Origin of the sequence: Dyadobacter sp. LHD-138, assembly GCF_030929615.1 — a bacterium.
In the GTDB taxonomy this organism is placed as follows: Bacteria; Bacteroidota; Bacteroidia; order Cytophagales; family Spirosomataceae; genus Dyadobacter.
Window position 1 is genome coordinate 33300 of the sequence record NZ_JAVFVU010000005.1, and the last position, 26062, is coordinate 59361.

At 42.8% G+C, this 26062-nt stretch carries 25 protein-coding genes; 22 read left to right on the top strand and 3 right to left on the bottom strand.

All coding sequences use genetic code 11. From position 1 onward, the window contains the following. Positions 1–133 precede the first annotated feature (133 nt). The 13 genes from RB622_RS04340 (at position 134) to RB622_RS04400 (ending at position 14626) form a co-directional block, all read left to right on the top strand. On the top strand, positions 134–1138 hold the full coding sequence (locus RB622_RS04340; RefSeq protein WP_308045295.1) for an aminodeoxychorismate synthase component I: 1005 nt from the start codon (positions 134–136) through the stop codon (positions 1136–1138). Next, positions 1116–1718: an aminotransferase class IV gene (locus RB622_RS04345; protein WP_308045296.1), complete on the top strand. Its 603-nt coding sequence runs from the start codon at positions 1116–1118 to the stop codon at positions 1716–1718. The genes RB622_RS04340 and RB622_RS04345 overlap by 23 nt, the downstream gene beginning before the upstream one ends. Before the next feature lie 42 nt (positions 1719–1760). Further along, positions 1761–1988 carry a hypothetical protein gene (locus tag RB622_RS04350; protein WP_308045297.1) on the top strand — a complete coding sequence of 76 codons (228 nt, stop codon included), beginning with the start codon at positions 1761–1763 and terminating at the stop codon, positions 1986–1988. After that, positions 1979–2278: a type II toxin-antitoxin system RelE/ParE family toxin gene (locus RB622_RS04355; RefSeq protein ID WP_308045299.1), complete on the top strand. Its 300-nt coding sequence runs from the start codon at positions 1979–1981 to the stop codon at positions 2276–2278. Before RB622_RS04350 ends, RB622_RS04355 begins: the two co-directional genes overlap by 10 nt. A gap of 98 nt (positions 2279–2376) precedes the next feature. Then, the gene (priA, locus tag RB622_RS04360) at positions 2377–4872 is read left to right on the top strand and encodes a primosomal protein N' (RefSeq protein ID WP_308045300.1); all 2496 of its coding nucleotides are present in this window, start codon (positions 2377–2379) and stop codon (positions 4870–4872) included. 30 nt (positions 4873–4902) lie between these two features. Beyond that, complete coding sequence (gene pyk / locus RB622_RS04365) at positions 4903–6342, top strand: pyruvate kinase (protein ID WP_308045301.1); 1440 nt, start codon at positions 4903–4905, stop codon at positions 6340–6342. A gap of 160 nt (positions 6343–6502) precedes the next feature. After that, positions 6503–7123 carry a Uma2 family endonuclease gene (locus RB622_RS04370; protein WP_308045302.1) on the top strand — a complete coding sequence of 207 codons (621 nt, stop codon included), beginning with the start codon at positions 6503–6505 and terminating at the stop codon, positions 7121–7123. 342 nt (positions 7124–7465) lie between these two features. Next, on the top strand, positions 7466–7837 hold the full coding sequence (locus RB622_RS04375) for a BlaI/MecI/CopY family transcriptional regulator (RefSeq protein ID WP_254413172.1): 372 nt from the start codon (positions 7466–7468) through the stop codon (positions 7835–7837). A 241-nt stretch (positions 7838–8078) separates the two neighbouring features. Beyond that, positions 8079–9644, top strand: coding sequence for a TonB family protein (locus RB622_RS04380; RefSeq protein ID WP_308045303.1), 1566 nt, complete (start codon positions 8079–8081; stop codon positions 9642–9644). A gap of 3 nt (positions 9645–9647) precedes the next feature. Then, a complete protein-coding gene (locus RB622_RS04385) occupies positions 9648–11582 on the top strand; it encodes a TonB family protein (RefSeq protein ID WP_308045304.1) in 1935 nt (644 codons plus the stop codon). A gap of 4 nt (positions 11583–11586) precedes the next feature. Next, on the top strand, positions 11587–12777 hold the full coding sequence (locus RB622_RS04390; protein WP_308045305.1) for a carboxypeptidase-like regulatory domain-containing protein: 1191 nt from the start codon (positions 11587–11589) through the stop codon (positions 12775–12777). Between the two features lie 158 nt (positions 12778–12935). Continuing rightward, positions 12936–13454 carry an energy transducer TonB gene (locus tag RB622_RS04395; protein WP_308045306.1) on the top strand — a complete coding sequence of 173 codons (519 nt, stop codon included), beginning with the start codon at positions 12936–12938 and terminating at the stop codon, positions 13452–13454. Between the two features lie 149 nt (positions 13455–13603). Continuing rightward, positions 13604–14626 carry a Gfo/Idh/MocA family oxidoreductase gene (locus RB622_RS04400; RefSeq protein WP_308045307.1) on the top strand — a complete coding sequence of 341 codons (1023 nt, stop codon included), beginning with the start codon at positions 13604–13606 and terminating at the stop codon, positions 14624–14626. Positions 14627–14773: 147 nt separating this feature from the next. Here the strand turns inward: RB622_RS04400 and RB622_RS04405 are convergent, their stop codons facing one another. Both RB622_RS04405 and RB622_RS04410 read right to left on the bottom strand, forming a co-directional pair. Then, a complete protein-coding gene (locus tag RB622_RS04405) occupies positions 14774–15166 on the bottom strand; it encodes a biopolymer transporter ExbD (RefSeq protein WP_254413167.1) in 393 nt (130 codons plus the stop codon). 36 nt (positions 15167–15202) lie between these two features. Next, positions 15203–15883 carry a MotA/TolQ/ExbB proton channel family protein gene (locus RB622_RS04410; protein ID WP_308045309.1) on the bottom strand — a complete coding sequence of 227 codons (681 nt, stop codon included), beginning with the start codon at positions 15881–15883 and terminating at the stop codon, positions 15203–15205. A gap of 304 nt (positions 15884–16187) precedes the next feature. Between RB622_RS04410 and RB622_RS04415 the strand changes: the two genes are divergently transcribed. The 8 genes from RB622_RS04415 to RB622_RS04450 all read left to right on the top strand — a co-directional run bounded on the left by RB622_RS04415 (position 16188) and on the right by RB622_RS04450 (position 23706). Beyond that, positions 16188–16670 carry a hypothetical protein gene (locus RB622_RS04415; RefSeq protein ID WP_308045310.1) on the top strand — a complete coding sequence of 161 codons (483 nt, stop codon included), beginning with the start codon at positions 16188–16190 and terminating at the stop codon, positions 16668–16670. Next, a complete protein-coding gene (locus tag RB622_RS04420; RefSeq protein ID WP_308045311.1) occupies positions 16667–17317 on the top strand; it encodes a hypothetical protein in 651 nt (216 codons plus the stop codon). Before RB622_RS04415 ends, RB622_RS04420 begins: the two co-directional genes overlap by 4 nt. Positions 17318–17424: 107 nt before the next feature. Next, a complete protein-coding gene (locus RB622_RS04425; RefSeq protein ID WP_308045312.1) occupies positions 17425–17814 on the top strand; it encodes a hypothetical protein in 390 nt (129 codons plus the stop codon). 95 nt (positions 17815–17909) lie between these two features. Continuing rightward, on the top strand, positions 17910–18296 hold the full coding sequence (locus RB622_RS04430; protein ID WP_308045313.1) for a hypothetical protein: 387 nt from the start codon (positions 17910–17912) through the stop codon (positions 18294–18296). Positions 18297–18434: 138 nt separating this feature from the next. Continuing rightward, entirely contained in the window at positions 18435–20771 is a 2337-nt protein-coding gene (locus tag RB622_RS04435) for a TonB-dependent receptor (protein WP_308045314.1), read from the top strand. Between the two features lie 128 nt (positions 20772–20899). Continuing rightward, positions 20900–21712, top strand: a complete 813-nt coding sequence (locus tag RB622_RS04440) for a mechanosensitive ion channel domain-containing protein (RefSeq protein WP_308045315.1) — start codon at positions 20900–20902, stop codon at positions 21710–21712. A gap of 134 nt (positions 21713–21846) precedes the next feature. Continuing rightward, on the top strand, positions 21847–23169 hold the full coding sequence (gene ffh / locus RB622_RS04445) for a signal recognition particle protein (protein ID WP_308045316.1): 1323 nt from the start codon (positions 21847–21849) through the stop codon (positions 23167–23169). Positions 23170–23217: 48 nt separating this feature from the next. Then, on the top strand, positions 23218–23706 hold the full coding sequence (locus RB622_RS04450) for a hypothetical protein (RefSeq protein ID WP_308045317.1): 489 nt from the start codon (positions 23218–23220) through the stop codon (positions 23704–23706). A gap of 80 nt (positions 23707–23786) precedes the next feature. Here the strand turns inward: RB622_RS04450 and RB622_RS04455 are convergent, their stop codons facing one another. Further along, the gene (locus RB622_RS04455; RefSeq protein ID WP_308045318.1) at positions 23787–24425 is read right to left on the bottom strand and encodes a hypothetical protein; all 639 of its coding nucleotides are present in this window, start codon (positions 24423–24425) and stop codon (positions 23787–23789) included. 147 nt (positions 24426–24572) lie between these two features. Here RB622_RS04455 and RB622_RS04460 point away from each other — a divergent pair, with 147 nt between their 5' ends. Next, on the top strand, positions 24573–26030 hold the full coding sequence (locus RB622_RS04460; protein ID WP_308045319.1) for an NADH-quinone oxidoreductase subunit N: 1458 nt from the start codon (positions 24573–24575) through the stop codon (positions 26028–26030). Positions 26031–26062: the final 32 nt, after the last annotated feature.

A 26062-nucleotide genomic window follows, 5' to 3' on the forward strand; every position in this document is an offset into this window, starting at 1 on the left:
CCAATTCAGTAAACCGTCACGATTTAACGTATTCTCAATTCCTTATTCTTAACCCTTAATTTAAAACATTGGTTTCTGAACTTTGTAATTTGGCTGACTGTTAAAAAGCAGTGGTCAATCATTTCAATTTCCATTGGTAAACGTAAGTCAAAATTTCTCAGAATGCCTCAATAACTGGGGGAAGCGGAAAATTCCGTTTGTCTTTCTTATTGACTTTTTAGCTCAAAAACCGGTCGCCTGGCGCCTGGACGAAATAAATCCTTCGGAAATATTATTTGATTTTAACGGATTCAGTAATGCGGAGTCTGATGCAGCTGCCGACATCCCGCCTGGTTTTTATTTTCACAAGGAACCCGTATCCTTTGAAGTGTACCGCAATAAATTCGCGCATGTGGTAAAAAATCTCCGTGCCGGAAATTCTTTTTTGGTAAACCTTTCCGTTCCAACGCCTATTGAAACAAATCTGGGGCTAAAAGATATTTTCCGGTTCAGCAATGCGCCTTATCGTTTTTGGCTGAAAGATCAGTTCGTCTGTTTTTCGCCGGAGATTTTTATAAAAATTAATGGAAAGCGAATTTCATCCTTCCCGATGAAAGGCACCATTGACGCGTCTTTTCCAAATGCTGAAAAAGTTATCCTCGCAGATCCCAAAGAGGCTGCCGAACATGCAACGATCGTCGATTTGATCAGAAACGATATCAGTATCGTCGCAGATCAAGTTTGGGTGGAACGTTACCGGTATATCGAACCGGTTAAAACCAATCAAAAAACATTGTTGCAGGTCAGTTCAGAAATTGCCGGCATTTTACCGGATCATTTTGATGGAGAATTTGGCGAGCTCTTACTCAAATTACTTCCTGCCGGCTCCATAAGCGGTGCCCCAAAGCCAAGTACCCTACAAATCATCAAAGATGCGGAAGGATATGACCGTGGCTACTACACCGGTGTGATGGGTTATTTTGATGGCGAAAACTTCGAAAGTGCCGTCATGATCCGGTACATTGAAAATCAGGATGGAAAACTTGTTTTCAAAAGCGGGGGCGGAATAACCGCAAAAAGTGATGCGCAAAGTGAATATCAGGAATTAATTGACAAAGTTTATTTACCCTTCGCCCATGCGCCAGCCCCTGTGCTTTGAAACGATCTGCGTTCAGAATCGTCAACTCCTTCATCTTTCCTACCACGAAAACCGGCTCAATAAAACCCGGAGAGAATTTTACGGTTTCGATGATGCCTGGAAACTTTCGGAGTTAATCATACTCCCGGATTTTGTTACAGCACAGCCACACAAGTGCCGCCTGGCTTACGGCGAAAATGTAGATAATATTCAATGGGAACCTTATCAGTCGCGAGCCATCACGAAAATTCGGAAGGTTTACGATGATGCTGTTGACTATGCCTATAAATACAATGACCGCAGCAATTTGAATTTTCTTTATGAGCAAAGAAAGGACGCCGACGAGATTCTGATCATCAAAAACGGTATGGTAACCGATACCAATTTTTGTAACGTTGCTTTTCAAAAAAACGGTAAATGGTTTACGCCCAACACCCCACTGCTTCCCGGAACACAAAGAGCCTTTTTACTGGATTCCGGAATTATTGAAGAAGCCGCGATTTCAGAAGAAGATATCCTAAAATTCAGCCATATCCGTTTGTTTAACGCCATGGTCAACTGGGAAAATGCACCGGTGATTGATGTTAAATTTATTCAATAACACTAGCTTATTCTTTCACCTATTAAACGTAAATTTGATATTATGGATATTCAGACTGAAAAAATAGAACTGGCTAAAAGGCTGCTGGATACAGAAGATAAAAACATCATTGATGCGATAAAATCTGTATTCGAAAGTTTTGATTCCGAAGAATGGGGAGACCTGCCAGACAAAGTTGTTACGGATGTAAAAGAATCCGTAAAACAAATAGACATGGGGCAAGGCATCCAACATGCACAAGCGAGAGAAACCTATAAGAAATGGCTTTAGACATTCTCTGGTCGCCGAAGGCATTGGAGAATTTTCATGACGTAATTTATTATCTGCAGAAAAACTGGACGGATGCTGTCGTAAGGGATTTTATCATAAAAACTGAGAAGATCATCAATCAAATCGCAAGGCATCCTCATACATTCCGCTACGTTTCTTCCGGAAGTTCAATTCGGGAAGCAGTAATTACAAAACATAACCTGCTGTTATATAAAATTCATAAAAATCAGGTTGTTTTACTTGCCGTTTTTGACACACGCCAGCATCCAAGAAAAAAGAAAATTCAGTAGACGAACATTAGATACATAACGTTCAAAAGGAGCATTAAGCCAATAAAATCGTAACTTGCGGCTCTTTTTAATAAACATAATTTTTGCCTACTCAGCCAATGACCTCCCTTTTTGAGGACGAAATCACCTTATTTGCCGATCTGATCCTGCCGGTTCCTGTTCCCAGACTCTTTACATACAGAGTCCCGAGAAACATGTCGGAAATGATTAAGGTTGGCGCGCGGGTCATTGTACAATTTGGAAAAAACCGGGTTATTACCGCTGTCGTTGCCCATCTGCATGCAAATCCGCCTACGCAATATCAGGCCAAATACATTCTGGAATTGCTGGATGACGAGCCAATTGTTACCACGAAACAGCTAGAACTTTTCAACTGGATATCAGAATATTATTTATGCAATATCGGTGAAGTGCTCAACGTCGCTTTGCCAGCCGGACTGAAAATCACCAGTCAGTCGCGCATCCAGCATAACCCGGAATTCGATTACGAAGAGTTACTGACCGATCAGGAGCGGTTCATTCTGGATGAAATAAAAAAACATGCTACGCTTTCTTATGAAGAAGTAGCGCGGATGGTCAATCAGACAAACATTACCGCTGTAATAAAGTCGCTGGTCGGCAAACGGGCCGTGATTCTTTTTGAAGAAGTGAAGGAAAAATACAAACCGAAAATTGTAAAAAAGGTACGCTTAACGGCCGCTTTTACTTCGGAAAGTTCTTTAATGGCGCTCACTTCTTCGCTCGATAAAACACCCAAGCAGCAGGATATCCTGATGCGCTATCTAAGCCACATTCCTGTTTATAACAATGCGGAATTAAATGTAAAGGGGCTTGACAAAACGATATTTTCCCAGGATAACGGTGTTTCCGATTCTGCCCTGCAAACCCTGATCAAAAAGGGAGTCTTTGAGCAGTTTGAAATCGTGGTTTCCCGCTTTGCCGATATTCCGCTTGGACAGGTTGCTGAAATTAATCTTACGGAAAGCCAGCAGACCGCATTCCAGCAAATTCACGAATCCTTTTCTGAAAAAGAAGTCGTCTTGCTGCACGGCATCACAGGCAGCGGGAAAACTGAAGTATACATTGAGCTAATCAAACAGGCTTTGGATAGCGGTTCACAGGTTTTGTTCCTCCTGCCCGAAATTGCTTTAACCACCCAGATTGTTGTCCGGTTACGAAAAGTATTCGGCGACCAAATGGGGATATACCACTCTAAATTTTCCGACAACGAACGGGTTGAAGTCTGGAAAGGCATTTTGGATGGGAAATTTCAGTTTGTCGTAGGCGTCCGTTCTGCGATCTTTTTGCCTTTTGACAATCTGGGGCTGATCATTGTCGATGAGGAACACGAAACTTCCTACAAGCAGCATGACCCGGCGCCGCGTTACCACGCCCGCGATGTGGCCGTGATTATGGCCTATATGCACAAGGCAAAAACTTTGCTGGGTTCCGCCACACCATCACTCGAAAGTTATTTTCACGCCAGAAGCGGAAGATACGGTCTGGTTGAAATGAATCAGCGATTTGGGAATGCAGCATTACCGACTTTTCTTTTGGTCGATACCAAAAAAGAAAAGAAACAGCGCACGATGAAAAATGAATTTTCATCCGTGTTGCTCCAACATCTTGAATCTAATTTAAACAATAAGGAACAAACTATTTTGTTCCAGAACAGGCGCGGTTATTCTCCATACATGCAATGTGAGGAATGCAGCTGGATTTCGGAATGCGCCAATTGTGACGTAAGCCTGACTTATCACATGAAGGTCCGGGAGCTTCGCTGCCATTATTGCGGTCATAAAGAAGAGGTTCCTAGGACTTGTCCGGCTTGTGGTTCAACAAAGGTAAAAACCATTGGTTATGGTACTGAAAAAATCGAGGAAGAACTAGGTTTACTCCTGCCGACTGCGCGGGTCCAACGGATGGATTTGGACACGACCCGTGCAAAAAATGCCTATCAGCAGATTATTCAGGAATTTGAAGAGGGCGGAACCGATATTCTCGTTGGGACACAAATGGTCAGCAAAGGCCTTGACTTCGATAATGTAAGTATGGTGGGCATTTTCGATGCCGACCGCATTATCCATTTCCCCGAATTCAGGGCATCAGAGCGTGCCTTTCAGATGTTGACCCAGGTAAGCGGGCGCGCCGGGCGCAGGGCTGATAAACCCGGAAAAGTATTAATCCAAACCGCAAACCCTGCGCAAAAAATCCTCGAAAGAATTATACAGAACGACTACGTCGGCATGTACGAAACCGAAATTCTGGAACGCGAACAATTTCATTATCCACCGTTTACCAGGCTGATCAAAATCACGGTCAAACACGTTGACGAAGGCACATCCAAACGTGCAGCCACGGTTTTAGCCGAAAAATTAATCGTCAATTTAGGCAAAAGCCGGGTTCTCGGACCCGAGCCTCCGCTGGTTGAAAGAGTAAGAAATCAGTTTTTGTTCGACATTCTCATTAAACTTGAACGAGAAAAGATTAATTTTAAGGCGGCAAAGTCGTTTATACAAGAAAAAGTCATCGATATTCTAACCGATAAAACCATAAAAGGCGTCCATGTCGTGATAGACGTGGATTGTGTTTAAGTAAATTCATATCATACTGCAATTAACTCTATGTCTTCCAAGAAAACCAAAATCGTTGCTACCGTAGGCCCAACATCAGAATCAAAAGAAATGCTTCATTCCCTGGCAGTTGCCGGCGTTAACGTATTTCGTCTTAATTTTTCTCATGGTACGCACGCAGACCACCTGGCCAGGCTAACTACCATTCGTGAAATCAATGAAGAATTCGGATTGAACCTTGCTATTTTACAGGATTTACAAGGACCAAAAATCCGTATCGGGCTCGTAGCTGAAAAAGATGGTGTGTTGATCGAGGCTGGAAACAAGCTTATTCTTTCCAATACAGAAGTGCTGGGAACTGCTGAGAAAGTAAGTACTCCTTATGACGGAATGTATAATGACGTTAAGATCGGAGACCGCATTTTGATGGATGACGGAAAACTTGAAGTACTTGTAACAGGAATTGATGGCAGCGACGTAGTGACACAAGTGGTTTACGGAGGTTTGCTAAAATCTAAAAAAGGTGTAAACCTTCCGAATACGCGTGTTTCAATGCCTTCTGTAACACAGAAAGATTACGAAGATTTAGATTTCGGTCTTGAACATAACGTGGAGTGGGTTGCGCTTTCTTTCGTGCGTACCGCTTCAGAAGTGTTGAAAGTGAAGGAATATATCGCCAACAAAGGCAAATTTGCCCGTTTGGTAGCGAAAATTGAAAAACCTGAGGCTATCGCAAACATCGATGAAATCATCGAAGCGGCTGATGCCATCATGGTTGCCCGTGGTGATTTGGGTGTTGAACTTCCGGCAGAAGAAGTTCCGATGATCCAGAAAATGATCGTTGAGAAATGTAACAAAGCTGGAAAGCCGGTTATCGTGGCAACGCAAATGCTGGAAAGTATGATCGAAAGCCCGCGTGCAACACGTGCGGAGCTTAATGACGTTGCAAATTCGGTACTTGATGGTGCTGATGCCGTGATGTTAAGTGCGGAAACGGCTTCTGGTAAATACCCTTTGCTGGCTGTTGAAAGCATGAGCCGTACGATTGAAAAGGTAGAAGAGAACACTAATGATGTTTACTTCAAGTACCATGCATTCGTAAATGAACAACCGGGTCAGGATAAGTTGAATGACAATGTCGTGATGAGCGCATGTCGTTTGGCACGTGATACCAATGCCACTGCAATTATCGGGATCACACGTTCAGGATATACTTCTTTCCGTTTGTCTCACCACCGTCCAAAAGCAAATTTATTGATCTTCACATCTAATAAGGTGTTGATGAATACATTGGCACTCTATTGGGGAACGAAAGTGTTCTATTACGATAAAGATCAGGGTGTGTCAACAGACGATCTTATCGAAGACATCAAACTTTTCCTTATCGAAAAAGGCGAATTGAAAAAAGGCGATGTATTTATCAATACATTGAGCATGCCGGTTTCAAAACAACGCAAAACTAACACCGTGAAGTTGAGCGTAGTGGAATAAGCTATTTTCATCTGAATTTATTGAAGCAGCAGGGAAAGTTTCCTGCTGCTTTTTTGTTTTCAAGTCAGTATTATTTTATTCAAAAATCGCATATAGCTCAGCAAGTTAGCGGAATTACGATTCCTATTTTTTATATTTGAATACAGCAAAATCAGTAACCATGATAGCTTCAACAGGTCCGGGCAATGTTTTGACAACGGTTTCCGAAAAAGATATTCCCAACGTTTTGATCCATGAAATAATAGACGGCAAACCTTTATACCGTAAGGGTTACCGTGATGTTTTGGCCAAAACGAAAAGTATCGAAGATATTATGGGGTCTAGTTCATTACAATTTTTCATCGTTGATTATTTACTGAGAATCATTTACAAATCGGTTAGTGACGAAGAATATATTGTAGCAACAAACGAAGCTGGTCTTCATTTAGACAAACGAAATAATCTTGCCGGAGACATTCTGATTTTTGATCAAGAAATCTTTACAGTTGATAAGATTACCCAACACTACGCCAATGTGCCCCCGAAAATTTCAATCGAAATTGATTTGGACATTGAGCTCGAAGAATTTACCGAAATAGATTACATCACGATGAAAACTAAAAAGCTCTTAGCATTTGGAGCCGAAAAAGTTATCTGGTTTTTAACCGCTTCAAAAAAAGTCATGATCGCAAAACCCAACAACTGGCAGGTTTATGACTGGAACAAAGACGTCGAAATCTTAAAAGGTATCACCTGCAACGTCGGCGCCTACTTAAAAGAAAAAGGCTCAGAATTTGCCTGAACCGTATTTTGAGCGCTATCACGATGAAGTTGTTTAAACTTGTTTGTGGTAAATCAATATACGTTAGCCGGATTATATTGTAAGACAGTTTTGACGGCGTTGTAAATTCGATTTCTGAAATGGTTCTGTCACCCTTTCAGGGTTAAAACCTGACTGTTTGCCCGTATTTTCTACCATACTATCTTCCCTTCGGGGTGATCTATAAGCTTAACTAACTTCGACAAGACAACATCTTGTCGTTTTTATTTTAGAATAACTAATAAAATAGTTTTGAAACTAATTAAATAGTATTAACTTTGAACATCATCATTTAAACTCCTATAAATACAACAATATATCCCTATGGAAATTCGGACACTAACCCGCGCAGAAGAAGAGATCATGCGAATACTCTGGCAATTAAAAAAAGCCTTTGTCAAAGACATTCTGGCCGAAATGCCTGAACCGAAACCGGCTTACAATACCGTATCAACGATTATACGCATTCTGGAAAAAAAAGAAGTGGTGGGCTACACAGCTTATGGGAAGACGCATGAGTATTACCCGTTAATCACCGAGGAAGAGTACAAACGCTATGAAATGCAGCAGCTGATGACTAATTACTTTGATAACTCGCTGCCAAATCTGGTTTCATTTTTCGTGAAAGACAATGATCTGAAAACAAAAGATCTGGATGAGATCATGAAACTGATCAACGATCACAAAAACGAATAACAGCGTGCTATTAGCCATGGAAATGCTGAATTGAAATTGATAGTAAACCTTCCTGTAAGATTTGATTACCGGCAAAACGCTTGCACAGTGCCCTTGTCTTTAAAAAGAGATGCATTCCCGCCTCTTTCCTGATTTTTTGCTTTTGCCCTAATACCCGATACAGATCAACAAATTCAATACTAATTGAAATGGACTTGATTAGCAAAATGTAAAACCTAACCTTAAAAACGATCTTTTAGCCATGGAACTCCTGCTCTATATCGGAAAAGTAAGTTTATATTGGACCCTTTTCTACACTTGTTATTGGTTATTTCTTCGTCAGCATACTTTTTTTATATGGAACCGGTTTTATCTGCTCGGTGCGTTGATACTCTCGTTAGCCCTCCCTTTTCTGATTTACCCCGAATCCGCGCCTAAAATCCCTGTGCTTTATGAAGTCAGCGCCGGTACATTTACGGTGTCGGACAATCAGGTTAAGCAATATGACCTTTTTACCTGGACCAATCTGCTCTGGCTGACCTACGCATGCGGCGCTTCCCTGATGCTGTTCAAATTGTATGAAAACGTCAGAGAATTAAACAGATTCTTAAGACAAGGTGAAGAAATTGAGCTTGAAGATTGCACCGTTATTCTGATCAATTCAAACCATATCGGCTCTTTCTCATTCCTGCATTGGATTGTTGTCAACCGCAATGACTATGAAAATCATTTTGACGCGATCCTGCGGCACGAAATGGTCCACATGCAGCAGCGGCACAGCATTGACATTCTGCTGATTGAGCTCATGAAAGTTATTTTCTGGTTCAACCCCATCTTAATTATCTATAAAAAATCATTACAGGAAATCCATGAATTCCTGGCGGATGCAGAAGCACCGAACCGGGAAAATTATGCCACTTTCCTCCTGTCTTATGCCCTCAACGCACCGATAGCTTCCCTCACCAATCATTTTTTCAAACCATCGCAGATTAAAACCAGAATTCAGATGATCTATAAAAATCGCACTTCGAAATGGATGCTCGGCTCCTATCTTTTTGCTTTTGCTACGATTGGTATGGTCGCATTATTCGTGGCTGGCTGTGAACAAAAGGGAAGTAATGAACTTTCCGAGACAATAGATAAGCTGGCTGGAAAACAACAACCTGAGAAAAAGCCGATTGACCTGAAAGGCAAGAAAATTTATATGGTCGTTGAAGAACAGCCCACCTTTCCGGGCGGTACCAAAGCCATGTATAAATTCCTTGCGGAGCATATCAGGTATCCCCAAGCTGCTTCAGATGCCAATGTTCAGGGGCGCGTTTTTCTTTCTTTTGTCGTGACAGAAACTGGTGAGATGGGCGACATAACCGTATTAAAGGGAATCGGATTCGGGTGTGATGCGGAAGCGGTGCGGGTACTGTCTTCCTTTCCTAAATGGGAACCTGGGAAACAGGATGGCGTTCCGGTGAATGTCAGGTATAACTTGCCAATAAACTTTCTACTGGAAGAATCAGAGCCAGAAACTGACAAAAAAACTTCGCTGATCAACAAACAATTTAAAAATCAGGACGGCTCCGAAACAACACTGATGACTACGGGAAGAATTTTAGAACAATCCTCTAAAAACAATAACATGTCCATTGAGGTGACTGGCGTTAATCCTTTGTATGTAATCGATGGAAAAATCGAAAAAGATCCGGACATTTTAAAGAAAATAAATCCTGAAAACATTCTTTCTGTCAATGTGTTAAAGGATCAAAAAGCGATTGATGCCTATGGTGAATCCGGGCGCAATGGTGTAGTTTCTGTAACTACTAAAAAGATCTGATTCATGGAGACACTGATTTACCTTGGAAAAGTAAATGTTTACTGGATATTATTTTACGCCTGTTACTGGCTGCTGTTTCGTAAGCATACCTTTTTCGTCTGGAACCGTTTTTACCTTTTGGGCTCACTGCTTGTTTCTTTTGCGCTGCCATTAATCCATTTTCCTGATAACGCCCGTGTGTTGCCAACGGCCGTATACGCCGTATCAGCAATCCCGATTTATGTTTCCACGCCTGAATCAACAAAACTTGCCCTGCATTGGACACAGTTTGTATGGGCGGTGCAAATTATCGGTGCCGCGCTGATGCTGGTCAAATTACTCGAAGGTTTCCGGGATCTGTTCAGATTGATCGGCCAGGGAGACGAGATTCCCATGGAAGATCATACGCTGGTATTGCTGCCACATAACGAAATCGGTTCGTTCTCCTTTTTAAAATGGCTGGTGGTCAACCGGGCGGATTATGAAAAACATTTTGATCCGATTCTCCGCCACGAGGCCGTACACATTCGCCAGTTGCACAGTCTGGATATTTTGCTTGCCGAATTGCTGAAAATATTTTTCTGGTTCAACCCGGTGATCTGGTTTTACAAACGTTCGTTACAGGAAGTTCATGAGTTCCTGGCGGATGAAGAAGCACCAAACCGTGATCATTATGCCAATTTTCTGGTTTCCTATGCACTTTCAGCGCCTGTTGCCTCGCTCACCAATCACTTTTTTAATTCATCCATGTTAAAAAAACGTATCGTCATGATCTATAAAAACCGTAATTCTGACTGGGCGCTTGGAAAATATTTTTTGATCCTTCCCCTAATTGGGCTGGTCGTGATGTTAACAGGCGCCCGTGAACGATTGTTGGACGCGGTTGAAAGAAAAGATTACAAAATCCTTTCGGCTAAAAATATTCCCGTTGAAGGAACCGTAAGAGACGAAAGTGGAAAGCCGGTCAAAGCCGCTTCGGTTGTTGTGAAAGGTACTACAAAAGGCACCTCAACAGATCAGAATGGCAGATTTAAGTTTGCCGACATCGCCATAGGAAGTACGCTCATCATTTCACATATTAATTTTGACCCTTTTGCGATTGAAGTAAATGGCAGCGTTGCGCTGGATCAGATTGTGCTACGTAAAAAAGATAATATGCTCTCGGAAGTTACCGTGCAGAGTTATGTCCGTAAAAAAGATACGCCCGAAACGGAAAGTCAAAACGGAAAATTTACCGTGGTGGAGCGGGAACCACAATTTCCCGGCGGTATAGAAGGACTTGGTAAGTTTCTCTCCTCCACAATCATTTATCCTTCCGAAGCGGCCAAGGATCATGTGCAGGGCAAAGTCTTCGTTTCTTTCACCGTCAATGAAAACGGTTTTGTCCGCGACCCTCATATTATCAAAGGCATAGGTGCCGGTCTTGATGAAGAAGCATTACGCGTTGTCTTGAAAATGCCTCGTTGGGAACCCGGAAAACAGGGAGGTGAGGCTATTGCCGTGCAATATAGCTTGCCAATCAACTTTCAGATCGCGCCCGAAACAGAAAAGAAACCCGCAAAGTTTTACAACTATTCTACGCCTTCCAACCAGCAAGGATTTAACCAGACGCAGGACCTAAAATCCGGGCAGGGCAAAGCCGTTGGTTATGGTGCAGAAACCATTTCCAGTGGAGGACAATATGCTGCATCATACAAAGCACTGCCTATTGGAACCACGCAGAATTTGCAGTCTGCCGCCGGAACAAAGATTTCCATCAAGGGAACGGAGAACCTGACGGCTTTCAATAAACCCTTGGTCGTAATAGACGGTAAAATCGAAGAAAACGCCAATCTTGATAAAATACTGGATACCGAAAATATTCAATCCATCAATGTTTTGAAAGGAGCCTCCGCCACGTCTGTTTATGGTCTTAAAGGTACAAACGGAGTGATTATCATCAATTCCAAAAAGAAATAAGGTTATGGATGCGCTGTTATATCTTGGGAAAGTAAACATTTGCTGGATATTGTTCTATGCCTGTTATTGGCTGCTATTCCGTCGACATACTTTTTTCGTTTGGAACCGCGCTTATCTTCTCGGTGCGTTACTGATATCATTTGTCTTGCCATTGGTGCCTATTCCGGAACCAGAGCAGATTGTACCCGCTTCCGTTTTGTATTCAGTCGAAATGACGGCAACAATTCCCCCGATAACCATTCCGGTGCAATCCGAGCAGCAAATTTTCGACTGGACCTTAATATTATGGTTAATCCCTGCGTTGGGATCAATCTATATGCTCAAACGGCTTACGGACAGCTTTATAGATTTGATTAAAGTCATCAGACAAGGTCAAGCCTTTGCACTTCCGGAGTACACCCTAATTTTACTCCCCCACGATAAAATCGGCTCTTTTTCCTTTTTGAAATGGCTTGTCATCAACAATTCAGACTATCAACGTCATCCCGATCCGATCATCCGGCATGAAATGGTTCATATCCGGCAGTGGCATTCGCTGGATATTTTATTGATTGAAACACTAAAAGTGGTGTTCTGGTTTAATCCGGTTTTGTGGTTTTACAAACATTCGATGCAGGAAATACACGAATTTCTGGCAGATGAACAGGCTCCTGACCGGGATCATTATGCCCGGTTCCTAGTTTCATATTCCTTATCTGCGCCAATCGCCTCACTTACCAATCATTTTTTCAATTCATCCATGCTTAAAAACCGGATCAGGATGATCTACAAAAATCGAAACTCGAAGTGGTCGCTGGGAAAATACCTGATGATTGCTCCGGTCGTTATTTTAGCACTGGCACTCACCGCAGCCCGGGAGAAGATATATGCAGAAACCGAAAATACTGAGAGGCCAAACACAAAAAACACGGTTGATCATAAAGAAAATAAAAAACCTTTTTTCGCAACTGAAACGGTTCTGACTACGCAGGACAAAGAAGTAACAACGGTTGAGGGTGACGTTTCCCGCGAGTCAGGATCAGGCATCGCCGGTGCAAATGTTTTTATGAACGAAACCACGACCGGCACTACAACCGATCCATTGGGCCATTTCAAACTGACTGAGATACCGGTAGGAAGTGTACTGACGGTTCGATATGTTGGGTATCATACACAAACCTTTGTCGTCGAAAAAGGAAAAAAAGCTATGCAATAAAACTTCAAAAAGGAGTTAACGAATTAAGCGGCCCGACTTTTACAGCTTATCAGGATATAGAAAAAATAAAGGAGCAGGAGAATCAACAAAAAGAAACGTCGCAGGCACTGGCAACCATTCCGGAACGGCACCCCGAATTCCCCGGCGGCCATGAAGCAATGTTGAATTTCATTCAAAGTAATATCAAATATCCCGAAGAAGCAATGGGCGTATCGGTAGATGGCATTGCGTTGGTTTCATTTACCGTAAACAGCAATGGCGCTATTCGTCATCCCAAAGTCGTGAAAGAAATCGGTTATGGAATTGATGAAGAAGCGATCCGCGTTGTGCTGAATATGCCCAAATGGGAGCCTGCACGGCAAAATGGCAAAGCAGTTGCGATGGAATATACTTTATCGATTCATTTTAAGCTTGAAACAGATAAAGGAAAACGGCAGGGATATTACAAATACAACAAAGCCAGCATGCAGAAAGCAATTCAGCTTGAAAAGAAAAATCCTGTGACCACCATGAAAGAAGTCGGGAAATTTTTCTCAAATCAAACTGATTTCTCAGAAGAAGATAAACCAACGCTGGCACTGCTGAGTTACGGTTTGAGTGGCTATCGTTATAGTATTGGCAGAAAACAAACAAAGTTGTATCACTTCGTTTCCGGCAAAGACGGGAACATAAAATAGAAAAAATTCAACATATCCTGAACGTGTAAATTTTGATGGATGTTACGCGCAATGCCTCGGAAAAATTTTCCCGAGGCATTTTCTATTGACTTCCGGCGCAAATCATTTTCATTTCAATATTTTTGCAGACAATTTTAAACCATCACTCCATGTCACTCCTTAAAGCCGCTATCATAGGCGGTGGTCACATTGCCGATGACAATCACATTCCGGCTTTAAAAAAACTAGCAGATCAGGTTGAAATTATTGCCGTTTGCGGCAGAGATCTTAGCAAAGCACGTGCCCTTGCTGATAAACATGCCATTGAACATGCTTTTGACAGTACAGAGGCATTGTATGGGTCCTGCCAGCCAGATATCATCCTGAATTGCACGCCCAACAATCTGCATTATGATTACACCATGCAGGCTTTGAAAAATGGCTGCCATGTATTCTGCGAAAAACCCCCGGCGATGACTGCCGCGGAGGCCCGTGAAATGGCTGATCTGGCTAAAGAAAAAGGTAAAATTCTTGCTTACAACTTTCAACGCAGGCAGTCCTCCGAGTATTTACTTTTGAAAAAATGTTATGAAGAAGGTCAGCTTGGAGAGGTTTATCATATTAAAGCCAATTACCTGCGTCGGAGAGGGATACCGGGATGGGGAAATTTCACCAACAAAACGATTCAGGGAGGCGGTGCACTGATAGACCTCGGTGTACATATATTAGACCTTGCGTTGGGGATTATGGATTATCAGGCACCCGACAAAATCGTAGCCAATATCCATGATTTCATAGGAAAAACCGGTGGCAAAGGTTTAAAAGGAAGCTGGGATGCCGCGAAATTCGATGTGGAAGACGGATGTTTTGCTTATTTATCATTTCCGGGCAACAAAAGTATTTCACTTTCCTGTTCTTTTGCCCTGAATCAAAAAGAAGAAGAAATCATTAATCTGGAAGTATTCGGAAGCAAAGCCGGAGCCGTTTTAAATCCGTTCTCGCTACATACCGAAGTGGCAGGAGAGCTGGCTGATATCAGGTTCCCCTTTTTAGACGAGACCGACACGCAGCTTAAAAATACAACGGCCTTTATAGACGCCATCCTCGGGAAAGAAAGCAATATTTCAACCGCCGAGCAGGGAGCCGTTTTACAGGAAATTATTGAAAAGATATATCTAAGCGCAACATTGTAAGATGTGATTTTGACAATAAAAAGTAAAGCTCTGAAATCATCACGGATAGCAGAGCTTTACTTTTTACACTATATCTGATTACTATTTTCTACAAATATTGCACCGCGCTGCGGCCCCATACTATATTGCATTCACAAAACGGCTAAATCACTTCGCCGTAGCCATCACCATTTTAATATCCTGTTTTGCACCTAATTCAAGGACGTCCACAAGATCCTGCACGGCCAGTTCCTTATCGACCCGAAGCACGATGGTGCGTTCTTCAACCCCTGCAAAAAGCTCCTGGAGTTTCATTTCCAGCTGCTCAAAAGGAACAGGTTCTTTGTCAATATAATAAACCTTTTTGTCATCAACAGACAACGTAATTTGCTTCTTGTACATCTGCTGGGTCGCTGATGCTTTGGGCAGCATCAGTTTAATCACGTTCGGATTTGACATCGTGGAGATGATCAAAAAGAACAGCAGAAGAAAAAACATAATATCGTTGAGCGAGCTCGTAAAAACCTCTGGGGCAAACCGACTCTTTCGACGTATTTTCATTGAAATAAATTTAAAAAGTAAGACTAAAGTGACTGATTACTTCGAAGAAACTGGCTTCTGAAGAACGTCCAGAAAGTCTGAAGCTGCCATCTGAAGTCTCAAAGCAAAACGGTCAATTTTCATATTCAGGATGTGATAGCCTGCATAAGCGATCAAACCGATGATCAAACCAGAGCCTGAGGTAATCATTTTTTCATACATACCACCGGCAATCGTACTGATATTAAAGTCGTTGGACATAGAAATATCGTAGAAAATCTTGATAATACCGGAAATCGTACCTACGAACCCAAGCATCGGCGCGATACCTGCGATCACCCCCAGATAAGCCAGGTTACCTTCCAGACGCTGGATCTCGATCTGGCTGGCGTTCTCAATACTCGTTTCAATATCTTTAATCGGGTAACCGATACGGCCAATGGCGCGCTCGAAAATACGCCCCGCTGCGTTATGCTGATTGCGGCAAAGCGATTCGGCTGATTTCAAATTACCCTGCTGAATAAAATCTTTAACATTATCCACAACCTGGCTTTCAATTTTTCCATTTGATCCAATTCCCAGCCAACGCTCAATAATCAGAAACAAAGTTGCCAAAAATAGTATCCCAAGCGGGAGCATCACCCATCCTCCTTTTGCAAGAAGGTCAATAACAGAGAGCCCTTGAGCAGCGGCAGGTGCGGCCAAAGTAGAGTCAGTAAGTGCTTGTAGAAGCATCATATTAATGGTAAAAAGTGAATGTTTAAGCTTTTGTAATTGAGGTCAGGTTGGCAAAAAACAACCTTGACAATAAACGGAGCAAATAGCACCTTATTGTTTAAAGGGCAAAGATAGAAAAATTACTCTTTACGAATAGTCCAACCTTCTTTTAGATTACCGCTACTTTCACATAAATTTAAAAATATCATTTCAACACAACCTGTATGGAATCATAGATTTCAAAAAAATGTGGAATAATAAAAACCAGGACAACCATTTCAACATTTTCGTTGTCCTCGAATAGGATATACCTAACGACCCTACAATGAAAAACCTTTTACCGCTATTCTTACTGATTTTGATTTTATACAGTTGTACCGACTGTGGCCCGCAAAAAGAACTGACTGTTGGTATTAACTTCAACAGGGGAAAGGATTCGCTCCATTTGAAGAAGATAGAGGCAATGGGCGCACTGGATCAGCAAATTTTCAAAAAACAGGTTGAGGATTTCAATACCTCGCGGCCGTTTCCCGACCTTAGTTTGCCAATCTCATTAAATGCAGATAGCACCACATACATTTTCGAATTTCAAAACCGCGTTGATACACTTACACTTTTTTATAAGCGGGACTTTCATTACAAGGATCATTGTGGTTTTGTTACAGACACCAAAAGTCCCGGGACGTGGCGTAACAGCAAGTCCACTTTCAGCGAAGTCAATGTCAGTTATGAGTCCTATCTAAGACGAGACATAACACTGGTGAGCAGTTCTGGCGGTCACGGAATCAGCGTAAACATATCTTTATGAGAGCCCTCATTATACTTGTTGTCATGAACCTGACATGGATCAATGGTAGTGCCCAGAAAATCTATTCGACGCCGGTTTACCTGGGTCTTGATATAGTAAAAGGGATTCCTTCTTATATCTTACCGGATCAATATTTTATCAGAAAAACGGTGATTATTGAACCTTATGTCCGTTTCAACACCCAAAAAACCCGGAGAAGTATGCTCATCGGCGCCGGTTTTGCCAGTGGAAATTCAAAGACGGATACTGCACTGCAAATCAGCAATCAGAAATTTCAGGGCGTTTATTTCAAAGTAGGTTTTGAGAAAAAAAATAGGACCAGACCCATGAGCATTGGTATCGGGCCGATCCTTTCCATCGCCGGTTTCAAGGGGAATTATCACTTCAAGGGCGCGACATTTGGTGATTATAATGCCACCTTTTACGATAAGAAAAACATCGCTTTTGGCGCGGAAGGCTATATGACCTATGATCTGCCACTTAACAAAAAATTCTCCCTGCGCTTTCTGGCGAGGAGCGTAATTGCCATGCGTACCCGCGGCACCATCTCGCCGGATTATTATCCCGGCATTGGTCATACCAGGTATATGCAGAAATTCCTGGTTTCCGGCGGCTTCACTACCCAGCTGTTTTTCAGGTGTAAATAGCAGCCGGGGCTTATAAATTTTAGTTTAAAAATCACTTTCTGATTCCTGCTAACTACCTTTGCATCAAAATACATTCAAGGGATGTTTTCAAAACATCATGATCAATTGTGAAAGGTCCTAAGAAACAATGGATATCGCTTGGCTTGCTCGGCCTCATGCTTGTAAAAGTGTGGGTGATACCGCTTTTGTATCTGGACTTTGAAATCCGTCGTGATTACATTGTTAAAAACCTTTGCATAAACCGAAACCGTCCACAAATGCACTGCGACGGGAAATGTTATCTGGCAAAGAAAATCGCTGCCCTGGAAGAACAGGAAAAACGGCAGGCAGAGCGCGACTACATGTCGCAAATACTGGATCACGTACTGGATTACCAAGACCAGGTCGCGGTGCCGCCGCAAATTTCTTATAGAGTACACTCCCCTCTTTCTTTCAATTACGTCTCGCCCCCTTCCGCGCGTGTTTCCGTAGACGATATTTTCCATCCGCCGGCATAACACCGCACCCTTTATTTTCAGATACCGATGAGCTCGCGCTGACTGCATTTTAAGCAGACAGGCGATTACTGTTCATGCTATTTTCAATTTTATTCATGCGTTCGTTTATAACATCCATCCTGTTATTGGCAATCATGCTACCCACCATCAGTCCGTGGGGAACGATCGCGTATTTCCATTTTAACCGGGATTACATCGCCCGCGTGCTATGCGAAAACCGGGATAAACCACAGCTCAATTGCGACGGAAAATGTTATCTGGCTAAGAAATTAAAGCAGCAACAGGACAAACAAGATAAGGAAACCACCGAACGGGTCCAGAACTCTCCCGTCCTGCAATTATTCACCCAGCCCGTATTTGCTTTTGATTTTCTTCATTCTGAATCGTTTTTTGGCGACGAACAGAAAGTTTCTTTCTACTACAATCTTCTCCGTTATTCCACGCCCTGTTTCGGTATTTTACAACCGCCCAAAATATACTGAGTTCGTTTTTTGTCATTTTCTATTTAAAAACTACGGGTTTCTCCCGCATGTTTTATCATGATCCGTCGGCAATGTTCTTCCCCATAAGGGCATCACAGGCGGATCCAACCTGACTAATTCGTATTAAATTACCTGGGAATGAAACTGAAACTATTTTCTCTCTTTATATTTTCCTGCGTTACGTTAAGCACTCTTGCCCAGACCATTCAGGGAAAAGTGTATGACGCGCAAACCAAAGAACCTGTCATTGGCGCTACCGTATTAACTGCCGCCGGCGGAACCACCACAGACAATACGGGAAACTTCTCGATCCGGAAAACCGAAAAAAACGATCCGGTTAAAATATCCAGCATTGGCTACAACACCGTAGAAGTGACCCCAAAGGAGAACGAATCGCTCCGCATTGCCCTGGAACCCGCCGTTGAAAACCTGCAATCCCTGATTGTAACGGGTAACCGGGAAGCCAGTTTACGGACGGAATCACCGATTGCGATTTCAAAACTTTCGCCGCGGATGATTGAGGAAACCAAAGCAACGGCCATGGTGGAACTGATCAACAAAGTGCCCGGCGTGATGATGGTGAACCTTGGCAATGAACAGCATTCCATGGCCATCCGCCAGCCGTTTACCACCAACGCTTATTTTCTTTATATGGAAGATGGTATCCCAATCCGTCCTATGGGCGTTTTTAATCACAACTCGATTCTGGAATTTAACCAGTTTGCGATCAGCTCTATTGAGGTTGTGAAAGGTCCCGTTTCCTCCATCTATGGTCCGGAAGCGGTGGGTGGTGCCATAAATTACATCACGCAACGCCCTACTTCAGTACCCACGGCAAAAATTGGGATCCAGGCCGATCAATGGGGTTACAGAAGATTACAATATGGCGCCGGCGGAACGGTTGGAAAATTTGGTGTATATGTCGGTGGTTTTACATCGAAACAAACCCATAGCTGGATGAAAAACTCCGACTATGATAAAAATTCACTGAATGCCCGGCTCGAATATCAGTTCACGCCATCAACCCGGTTGATTTATACATTTGCTTATAGCCATTACGATTCGCAGACCGGCGGAAGCGTGGATAGCACGGCGTTTTTTTCACGCCAATATGTTAGCACAACGGATTTTACGTATCGAAAATCAAATTCCCTGCGTACCCGGTTAACCTTTGAAAAAGACTGGAGTAATGGTTCCCAATCATTTATTACCGCTTTTGCAAGAAAAAATGAGCACGGACAAAATCCGAGTTATGGTATCAAATGGACAACCGGACAGGAGACTGCCAGGGGTGAGATCAATTCCAGCAACTTTAAAAGTATTGGATTAATCGCGCAGCATAGCCAGCGTTTCAATTTTTTGAATTCCAAACTGATTGCAGGGACCGTGCTGGATTTTTCTCCTTCCACCTACTGGTCGTATCAGATCGATCTGGCGGCACAGTTACGGGCAGACAAAAAATCGGTTGAAAAGTATACCATCGTAAAAGAACGTCCGGATATCAGGAATTCGGACTATGAAGCGGATATCAAAAATTCAGCGCTTTACGCGCAATACGATTTCGAACCGATACCAAAATTGCGAATCTCAGCTGGTATCCGCTACGACCGTATGGCTTTTGATTATTCCAATTACCTCGACAATACCTCCGGCAGTAAATCTTACAGCCAGTTCACACCGAAAATCGGGGCAACTTATGATCTGGGCAAAGGCAAGGGTATTTATGCCAATTATTCCCGCGGATTCTCGCCTCCAGGCCTGACTTCCATTTTCCGCAAACGGACGACACCACTTCCAAACGGTGATCTATTTTACTATAACCTTCAGCCGGCTCAGTTCAATAATGCAGAAATTGGTGGCTGGATGTCAATGCTGGAAAACAAGGTTTATCTCGATCTGGCACTTTATCAGATGAACGGGCGAAATGAATTACTGAATGTGCGTTTGCCCGACAATTCCTATGATTATCAATCTGCCGGAAAAACGCTTCATCGCGGTGTGGAATTTGGTCTTACCTATAAACCGACAAAAGAATTTTTCTTCCGTTTTGGCGGGACAACGGCCATGCACCGTTATGAAGAATTTATTTTGAGCAACCGTGAGGCTGATGCCGTAAAAAATGTAAACGGAAACGATATGCCTTCGTCACCACGCTGGCTTTGGAACTCCGAATTCAGTTATTATCCTGCATGGTTCAAGAATTTCCGTACCTCGGTGGAATGGCAGCATGTAGCCGACTATTTTCAAAATCAGGTCAACACAGTCCGTGCCGACGGGTATAATGTCCTTAATTTCCGGGTGGGTTATCAGTGGAAAGGCATCGAATTATTTACCAATATTCTCAATCTGACCGATGTTTTGTATGCAGCCAACGCAACCAGAGGCAATAATACCACCGACCGGACCACTTACAACGCGGCCGCTCCGAGGACTTTTGTGATGGGTGTGCAATATAATTTCAATGGAAAACGATAACGGACAACAGGTCTGTCAAAGGACGCTGACCTCTATATTTATTTTTTGAGAACAACAGTGACTTATTAATCTACTATTTGTCTAAATTTAGAAAATCAACTCATTATACGTTCACTAACCTCAAAATTATGAATTACGACCTTATCAAAGCACAGATCATTGCGACGGCATCAGAGTACGGCGGGAAAATTTTGCTGGCGATCCTCGTACTTATTATTGGTAGAATAGTCATCGGAAAAATCACTTCGATGGTTAGCACATTAATGGACAAAAGACACGTGGACCGTGATGTTCAACCGTTTCTTAACTCCCTGCTGAGTGTTATGCTCAACGTCATGCTCCTTTTGAGTATTGCCGGAATTTTAGGTATCCAGACCACCTCTTTTGTTGCCGTTTTGGGTGCTGCCAGTTTGGCCGTTGGTTTTGCTTTGCAGGGCAGTCTTGCAAATTTTGCGGGTGGTGTACTGATCCTTATTTTCAAACCTTACCGTGTCGGCGACCTGATCAATGCGCAGGGGTTCACCGGTGTTGTGGAAGCGATCCAGATTTTCAATACAATTCTCGTAACAGTCGATAATAAAACAATTATTCTGCCAAACGGCGCATTATCGACCGCACCGATTACCAATATTTCAGGCAAGGGAAAAATCCGTGTGGATATGGTGTTTGCAGCCGGCAGCCAGAATGGTGTTGACGCCATCCGCGCATCCATCCGAAAAGTAACTGACGCTTGTCCGACCGCTTTAAAAGACGTCGAACATGATATCCTGGTTACCAAATTAACAGAAAATGCAATTTTCTTTGACGTACGCGTCTGGACACTGAGTGAAAATTTCTGGGACACTTATTATTACGTAAATGAGGGCATCAGCAAACAATACGCGCTCGACGGAATCGGTGCGCCTAAGCCAGCTGAGCTAAGTGTTGCCCTGAAACAATAATATTTTCATCAAATACATCGTTAAAAATTGAATAAAAATAAGGAGTATGGGAATCAACTTTCCTGTACTCCTTATTTTATTTATACCTTTGTGCAATATTTCAATTCAAGTTCCGATCTCATCCATACCCATTTATGTTTGAAAACTTACAGGATAAGCTAAACAATGCCTTTCGTACTTTAAAAGGGAAGGATCGCATTTCCGATATAAACGTTGCTGCTACTACAAAAGAGGTTCGTAAAGCGTTGGTTGACGCCGACGTAAATTTCAAGATTGCAAAAGATATTACAGACCGGATCAGGGAAAAAGCACTTGACCGTAAAATATTAATATCTGTTGAACCGGGGCAGATGTTCGTCAAAATCGTTCAGGAAGAATTAACTGAACTGATGGGCGGCCAGGCCGAAGGAATCAACATCAAGGGAGACCCTGCCGTTATTCTGATTGCCGGTTTACAAGGTTCTGGTAAAACAACTTTTTCCGGAAAACTTTCTGCTTTATTGAAAAAACAAGGCAGACAGGTTCTTCTGGTAGCCTGCGACGTTTACCGTCCGGCTGCGATTGACCAGCTGAAAGTGCTTGGAGAACAGGTTGGTGTGGAAGTTTATTCTGAACCGGAAAATAAAAATGCCGTTTCCATCGCTACCAACGCGGTTGCACATGCAAGAAAAGTAGGTAAAAAGATCGTTATCGTCGATACAGCTGGTCGTTTGGCTGTGGATGAGGTGATGATGCAGGAGGTTGAGGATATCAAATCCGCAGTAAAACCTTCTGAAATCCTATTCGTTGTGGATTCCATGACGGGTCAGGATGCTGTGAATACGGCAAAAACCTTCAACGACCGCCTGAATTTTGACGGCGTCGTACTGACTAAATTAGATGGTGATGCCCGTGGTGGAGCTGCTCTTTCAATCCGCCAGATCGTTGACAAACCGATCAAATACATCAGTACAGGGGAAAAAATGGAAGCCCTTGACTCCTTCTACCCTGATCGTATGGCGAGCAGGATTCTGGGAATGGGTGACGTTATTTCTTTGGTTGAACGTGCACAACAGGCGTTTGACGAAGATGAGGCGAAAAGAATTAATGCCAAAATGCGTCAGAACAAGTTCGATTTTGACGACTTTTTGGGCCAGCTTCAGCAAATCAAAAAAATGGGTAATGTGAAAGATCTGATCGGTATGATCCCGGGTATGGGAAGTGCCATGAAAGATGTGAACATTGACAACGAATCATTCAAACCGATTGAGGCGATCATCCAGTCGATGACCAAGAAGGAGCGCGAAAACCCGGATATGATTGACGGAAGCCGTAAAAAACGTATTGCTACGGGAAGTGGAACGTCAATTTTGCAGGTTAACAACCTCCTTAAGCAATTTGATGAAATGCGTAAGATGATGAAGAAAATGAACACGATGCAGGCCGCAGGAAAAATGAGCAAGGCACTACGCCGATAGTTTCATTCCATTGTGTGAAGCATACTATTTTCAACATCAGACTTATCCATGAAACGACTTATAATCCTCGTTGTGTTTTTTTTAATTTGCGGCCGCGAAGGATTGATGGCGCAGGGATCCGTAGGTTATTATCCGTGGAGCAATTTATTGACGATAAGTACCAACCCAAGAAAAGTTTTCTGGGTTGACAGCCGCTTCCAGACCAATTCGCTTTTCAGCAGCCTGAGTGTTGATATTCTTCCGATGATCAATTTCAAAAGAGGAGAAGTTACACAATGGTATTTTGGCGGTGGTGTACGGTTGAATCCGCTGTATCGTATCGCCGACTCAAAGGCTGATCTGATTACTGTCGATGGATATTCTTTCAATGTTGGCGTCCGGATCAAACCTTTGCCGCAAAACCGAAATATTCAGCTGGCGTTGGAATTGAATCCCTATGTAAAGGATAAGTTTGACAGCGGTGTATTGAAAAGTCATTTTGGGGTGGTTTATGTTTTTACCAAAAAGAAGAAAAAGGTAGAAGACGCAGCCCAATAGCGATATAATTTAGTACGTAAAAAGCCTGAATGGAAAATAAATCCCGTTCAGGCTTTTTACTTTTGGTATCAGTAATTTTTCTAGTTTCCTCCCCGGCCTGCTTTGTAAGCATCATATTCGGCGAGCAGTTTGGCTACGTCATCGGCTCCGTCAAAATCAAGATTTTCTTCTTTGATCACATAATTCATCTTATTTTTTTCATCCGAAAGGATTTTCAAAAAACTGTTCCGGTCTTTCAGCTGAATGGATGAAAGTTTATCCCCTTTCAGAATGTATAAACTTTCCTGTGTAGCCGTTGAGCCCGATTTTTTGTAATGTTTCAGCAACTTGGTGTTCCCATCGTAAAGTACCCGGTAAAAACTCTTGCTGGTCAAACCATCGGAAGTAGCCGGAAAACCACTTTTAAAAGTAAATAACTCCGTTCCCGTGGGGATGTTGAACTCGGTTATTTCCGGCCCAAGAACGTAAGCACCGGAATCGGTTTTATAAACTACTTCATCTTTTGTCAGATCGTAGTTTAGCAGCACACCATCATAGGGCTTCCCCGCATTATCCCTGGCCAATCCCCGGAACCATTCTTTTGTCAGATAAGGCGAATTGTCATCTGTATATTGAACCAACTTGAAAGGTGTACCTTTTAAGCCTTCTGAATCCTGCGCCATTGCCTTCACGCCAAAAAGTAAAATGGCGACAAGCAGAATCTTTTGAAAATTTTTCATGATTTGATTTAGTTTATAAAGTAAATTCGGGTATCCGAAAGGTGGTTATTTAGAAAAAATCTAATTGGAATATCAAACATTCCTTTTGATCTTATAGATTCCCTACCATCTTTGTGTACTTTTGCCAAAAAAATTGTACCCGCGCTTTTGAACTTAAACGAACAACTCATCCATATACGCCAAAGCTTGGGAGGAATTGCTCCTGAGATTTTCCTGGCAGTGTTTTTCTGTTTTTTTCTTTTTTCAGAATTGGTTCTGTTTAAACAATTCGAAAAAAAGAAGGCTTCCTCCCTACTCCACAACATCGCACTGACCGGTAGTGTCATCGCATTGATTCTGGTTTTAGGTCAGTGGCATGATAAACCTTCGTTTCGTTTTTATCCGTTATTGTTTCTGGATCATCAGGCCGTGTTTTTCAAGGTGATGATCATTGTTGCCTGGATTTTTACGCTGATTCACGTCAGGGTTCTAAAATACGATTTTCCGCCCGAATTTAATGCCATCCTGATCGCAACGGTCACCGGACTCAGCCTGCTGACGATGTCAACGCATTTGCTGACCATATATTTGTGTCTGGAACTTATCTCCATCAGCAGTTATCTGCTGGTTGCCATATCGCCTTATAAAAAAGCAGCGGAAGGAGGCTTGAAATATTTGCTTTTCGGTGCTGCTAGCTCCGCGGTGATGCTTTATGGCATATCGTTTATTTATGGCCTAACCGGCACACTGGACATTACCAACGAAGCGATGACCGCAGGTTTGCTGAACAATTCAAACCTCGTCATCACGGTTACGATTTTGCTTACTTTGGCCGGGTTGCTTTTCAAATTATCGCTTGTTCCATTCCACGTATGGACACCTGATGTGTATGAAGCGGCGCCTACGCCCTTGGTATCTTTTTTATCTGTTGCACCCAAGGCGGCGGTTATTCTTGTGCTCATGCGGCTTGCTTCGGTCTTACCATCACAATATTTCCCGGTACTCGGCGGTGTTGCACTGATCAGCATTACCATCGGCAATGTTGGCGCGTTGTGGCAATCCAATGCCCGCAGGCTATTGGCTTATTCATCGATTGCACAGGCCGGTTATCTTGTGGTCGGTGTCGCGGCTTACAGTCGTTTCGGTTTTGAAACGGCCGTATTCTATACCGCTGCATATCTGGTAATCAATATGGGTGCTTTCTTTTTGATTGATCTTTTGCAGCCCCGTGCAACCACCGAATTATCCGCTTTCGAAGGTTTGGGCAAAAACAATAGCTGGATTTCCGGCGTGCTTACCGCCATTATGGTCGCATTGGCCGGACTTCCGCCAACGGTTGGTTTCACTTCAAAATGGCTGATTTTCTCGGCACTCTGGGATAGTTACCACGACCAGGGATTTCCGTGGATGCTCTGGTTGTTAATTGGCGGAATTTTAAATGCCGCAGTCGCCCTGGCTTATTATTTAAGACTACCCTATCTCCTGTTTTTCAAAAGCACAAACCAGACTACGCTGCGATCCCATGATGGCTTCAGTGGAAAAGTTATTGCCGGATTGTTTCTTGCAGCAATCATCTTATTGTTCTTTAACCCAGAATGGATTATGAAGTGGATTTCGGCTTTTTGATACAAGCAGCGACTTAGTTTAGCCACTCGAAA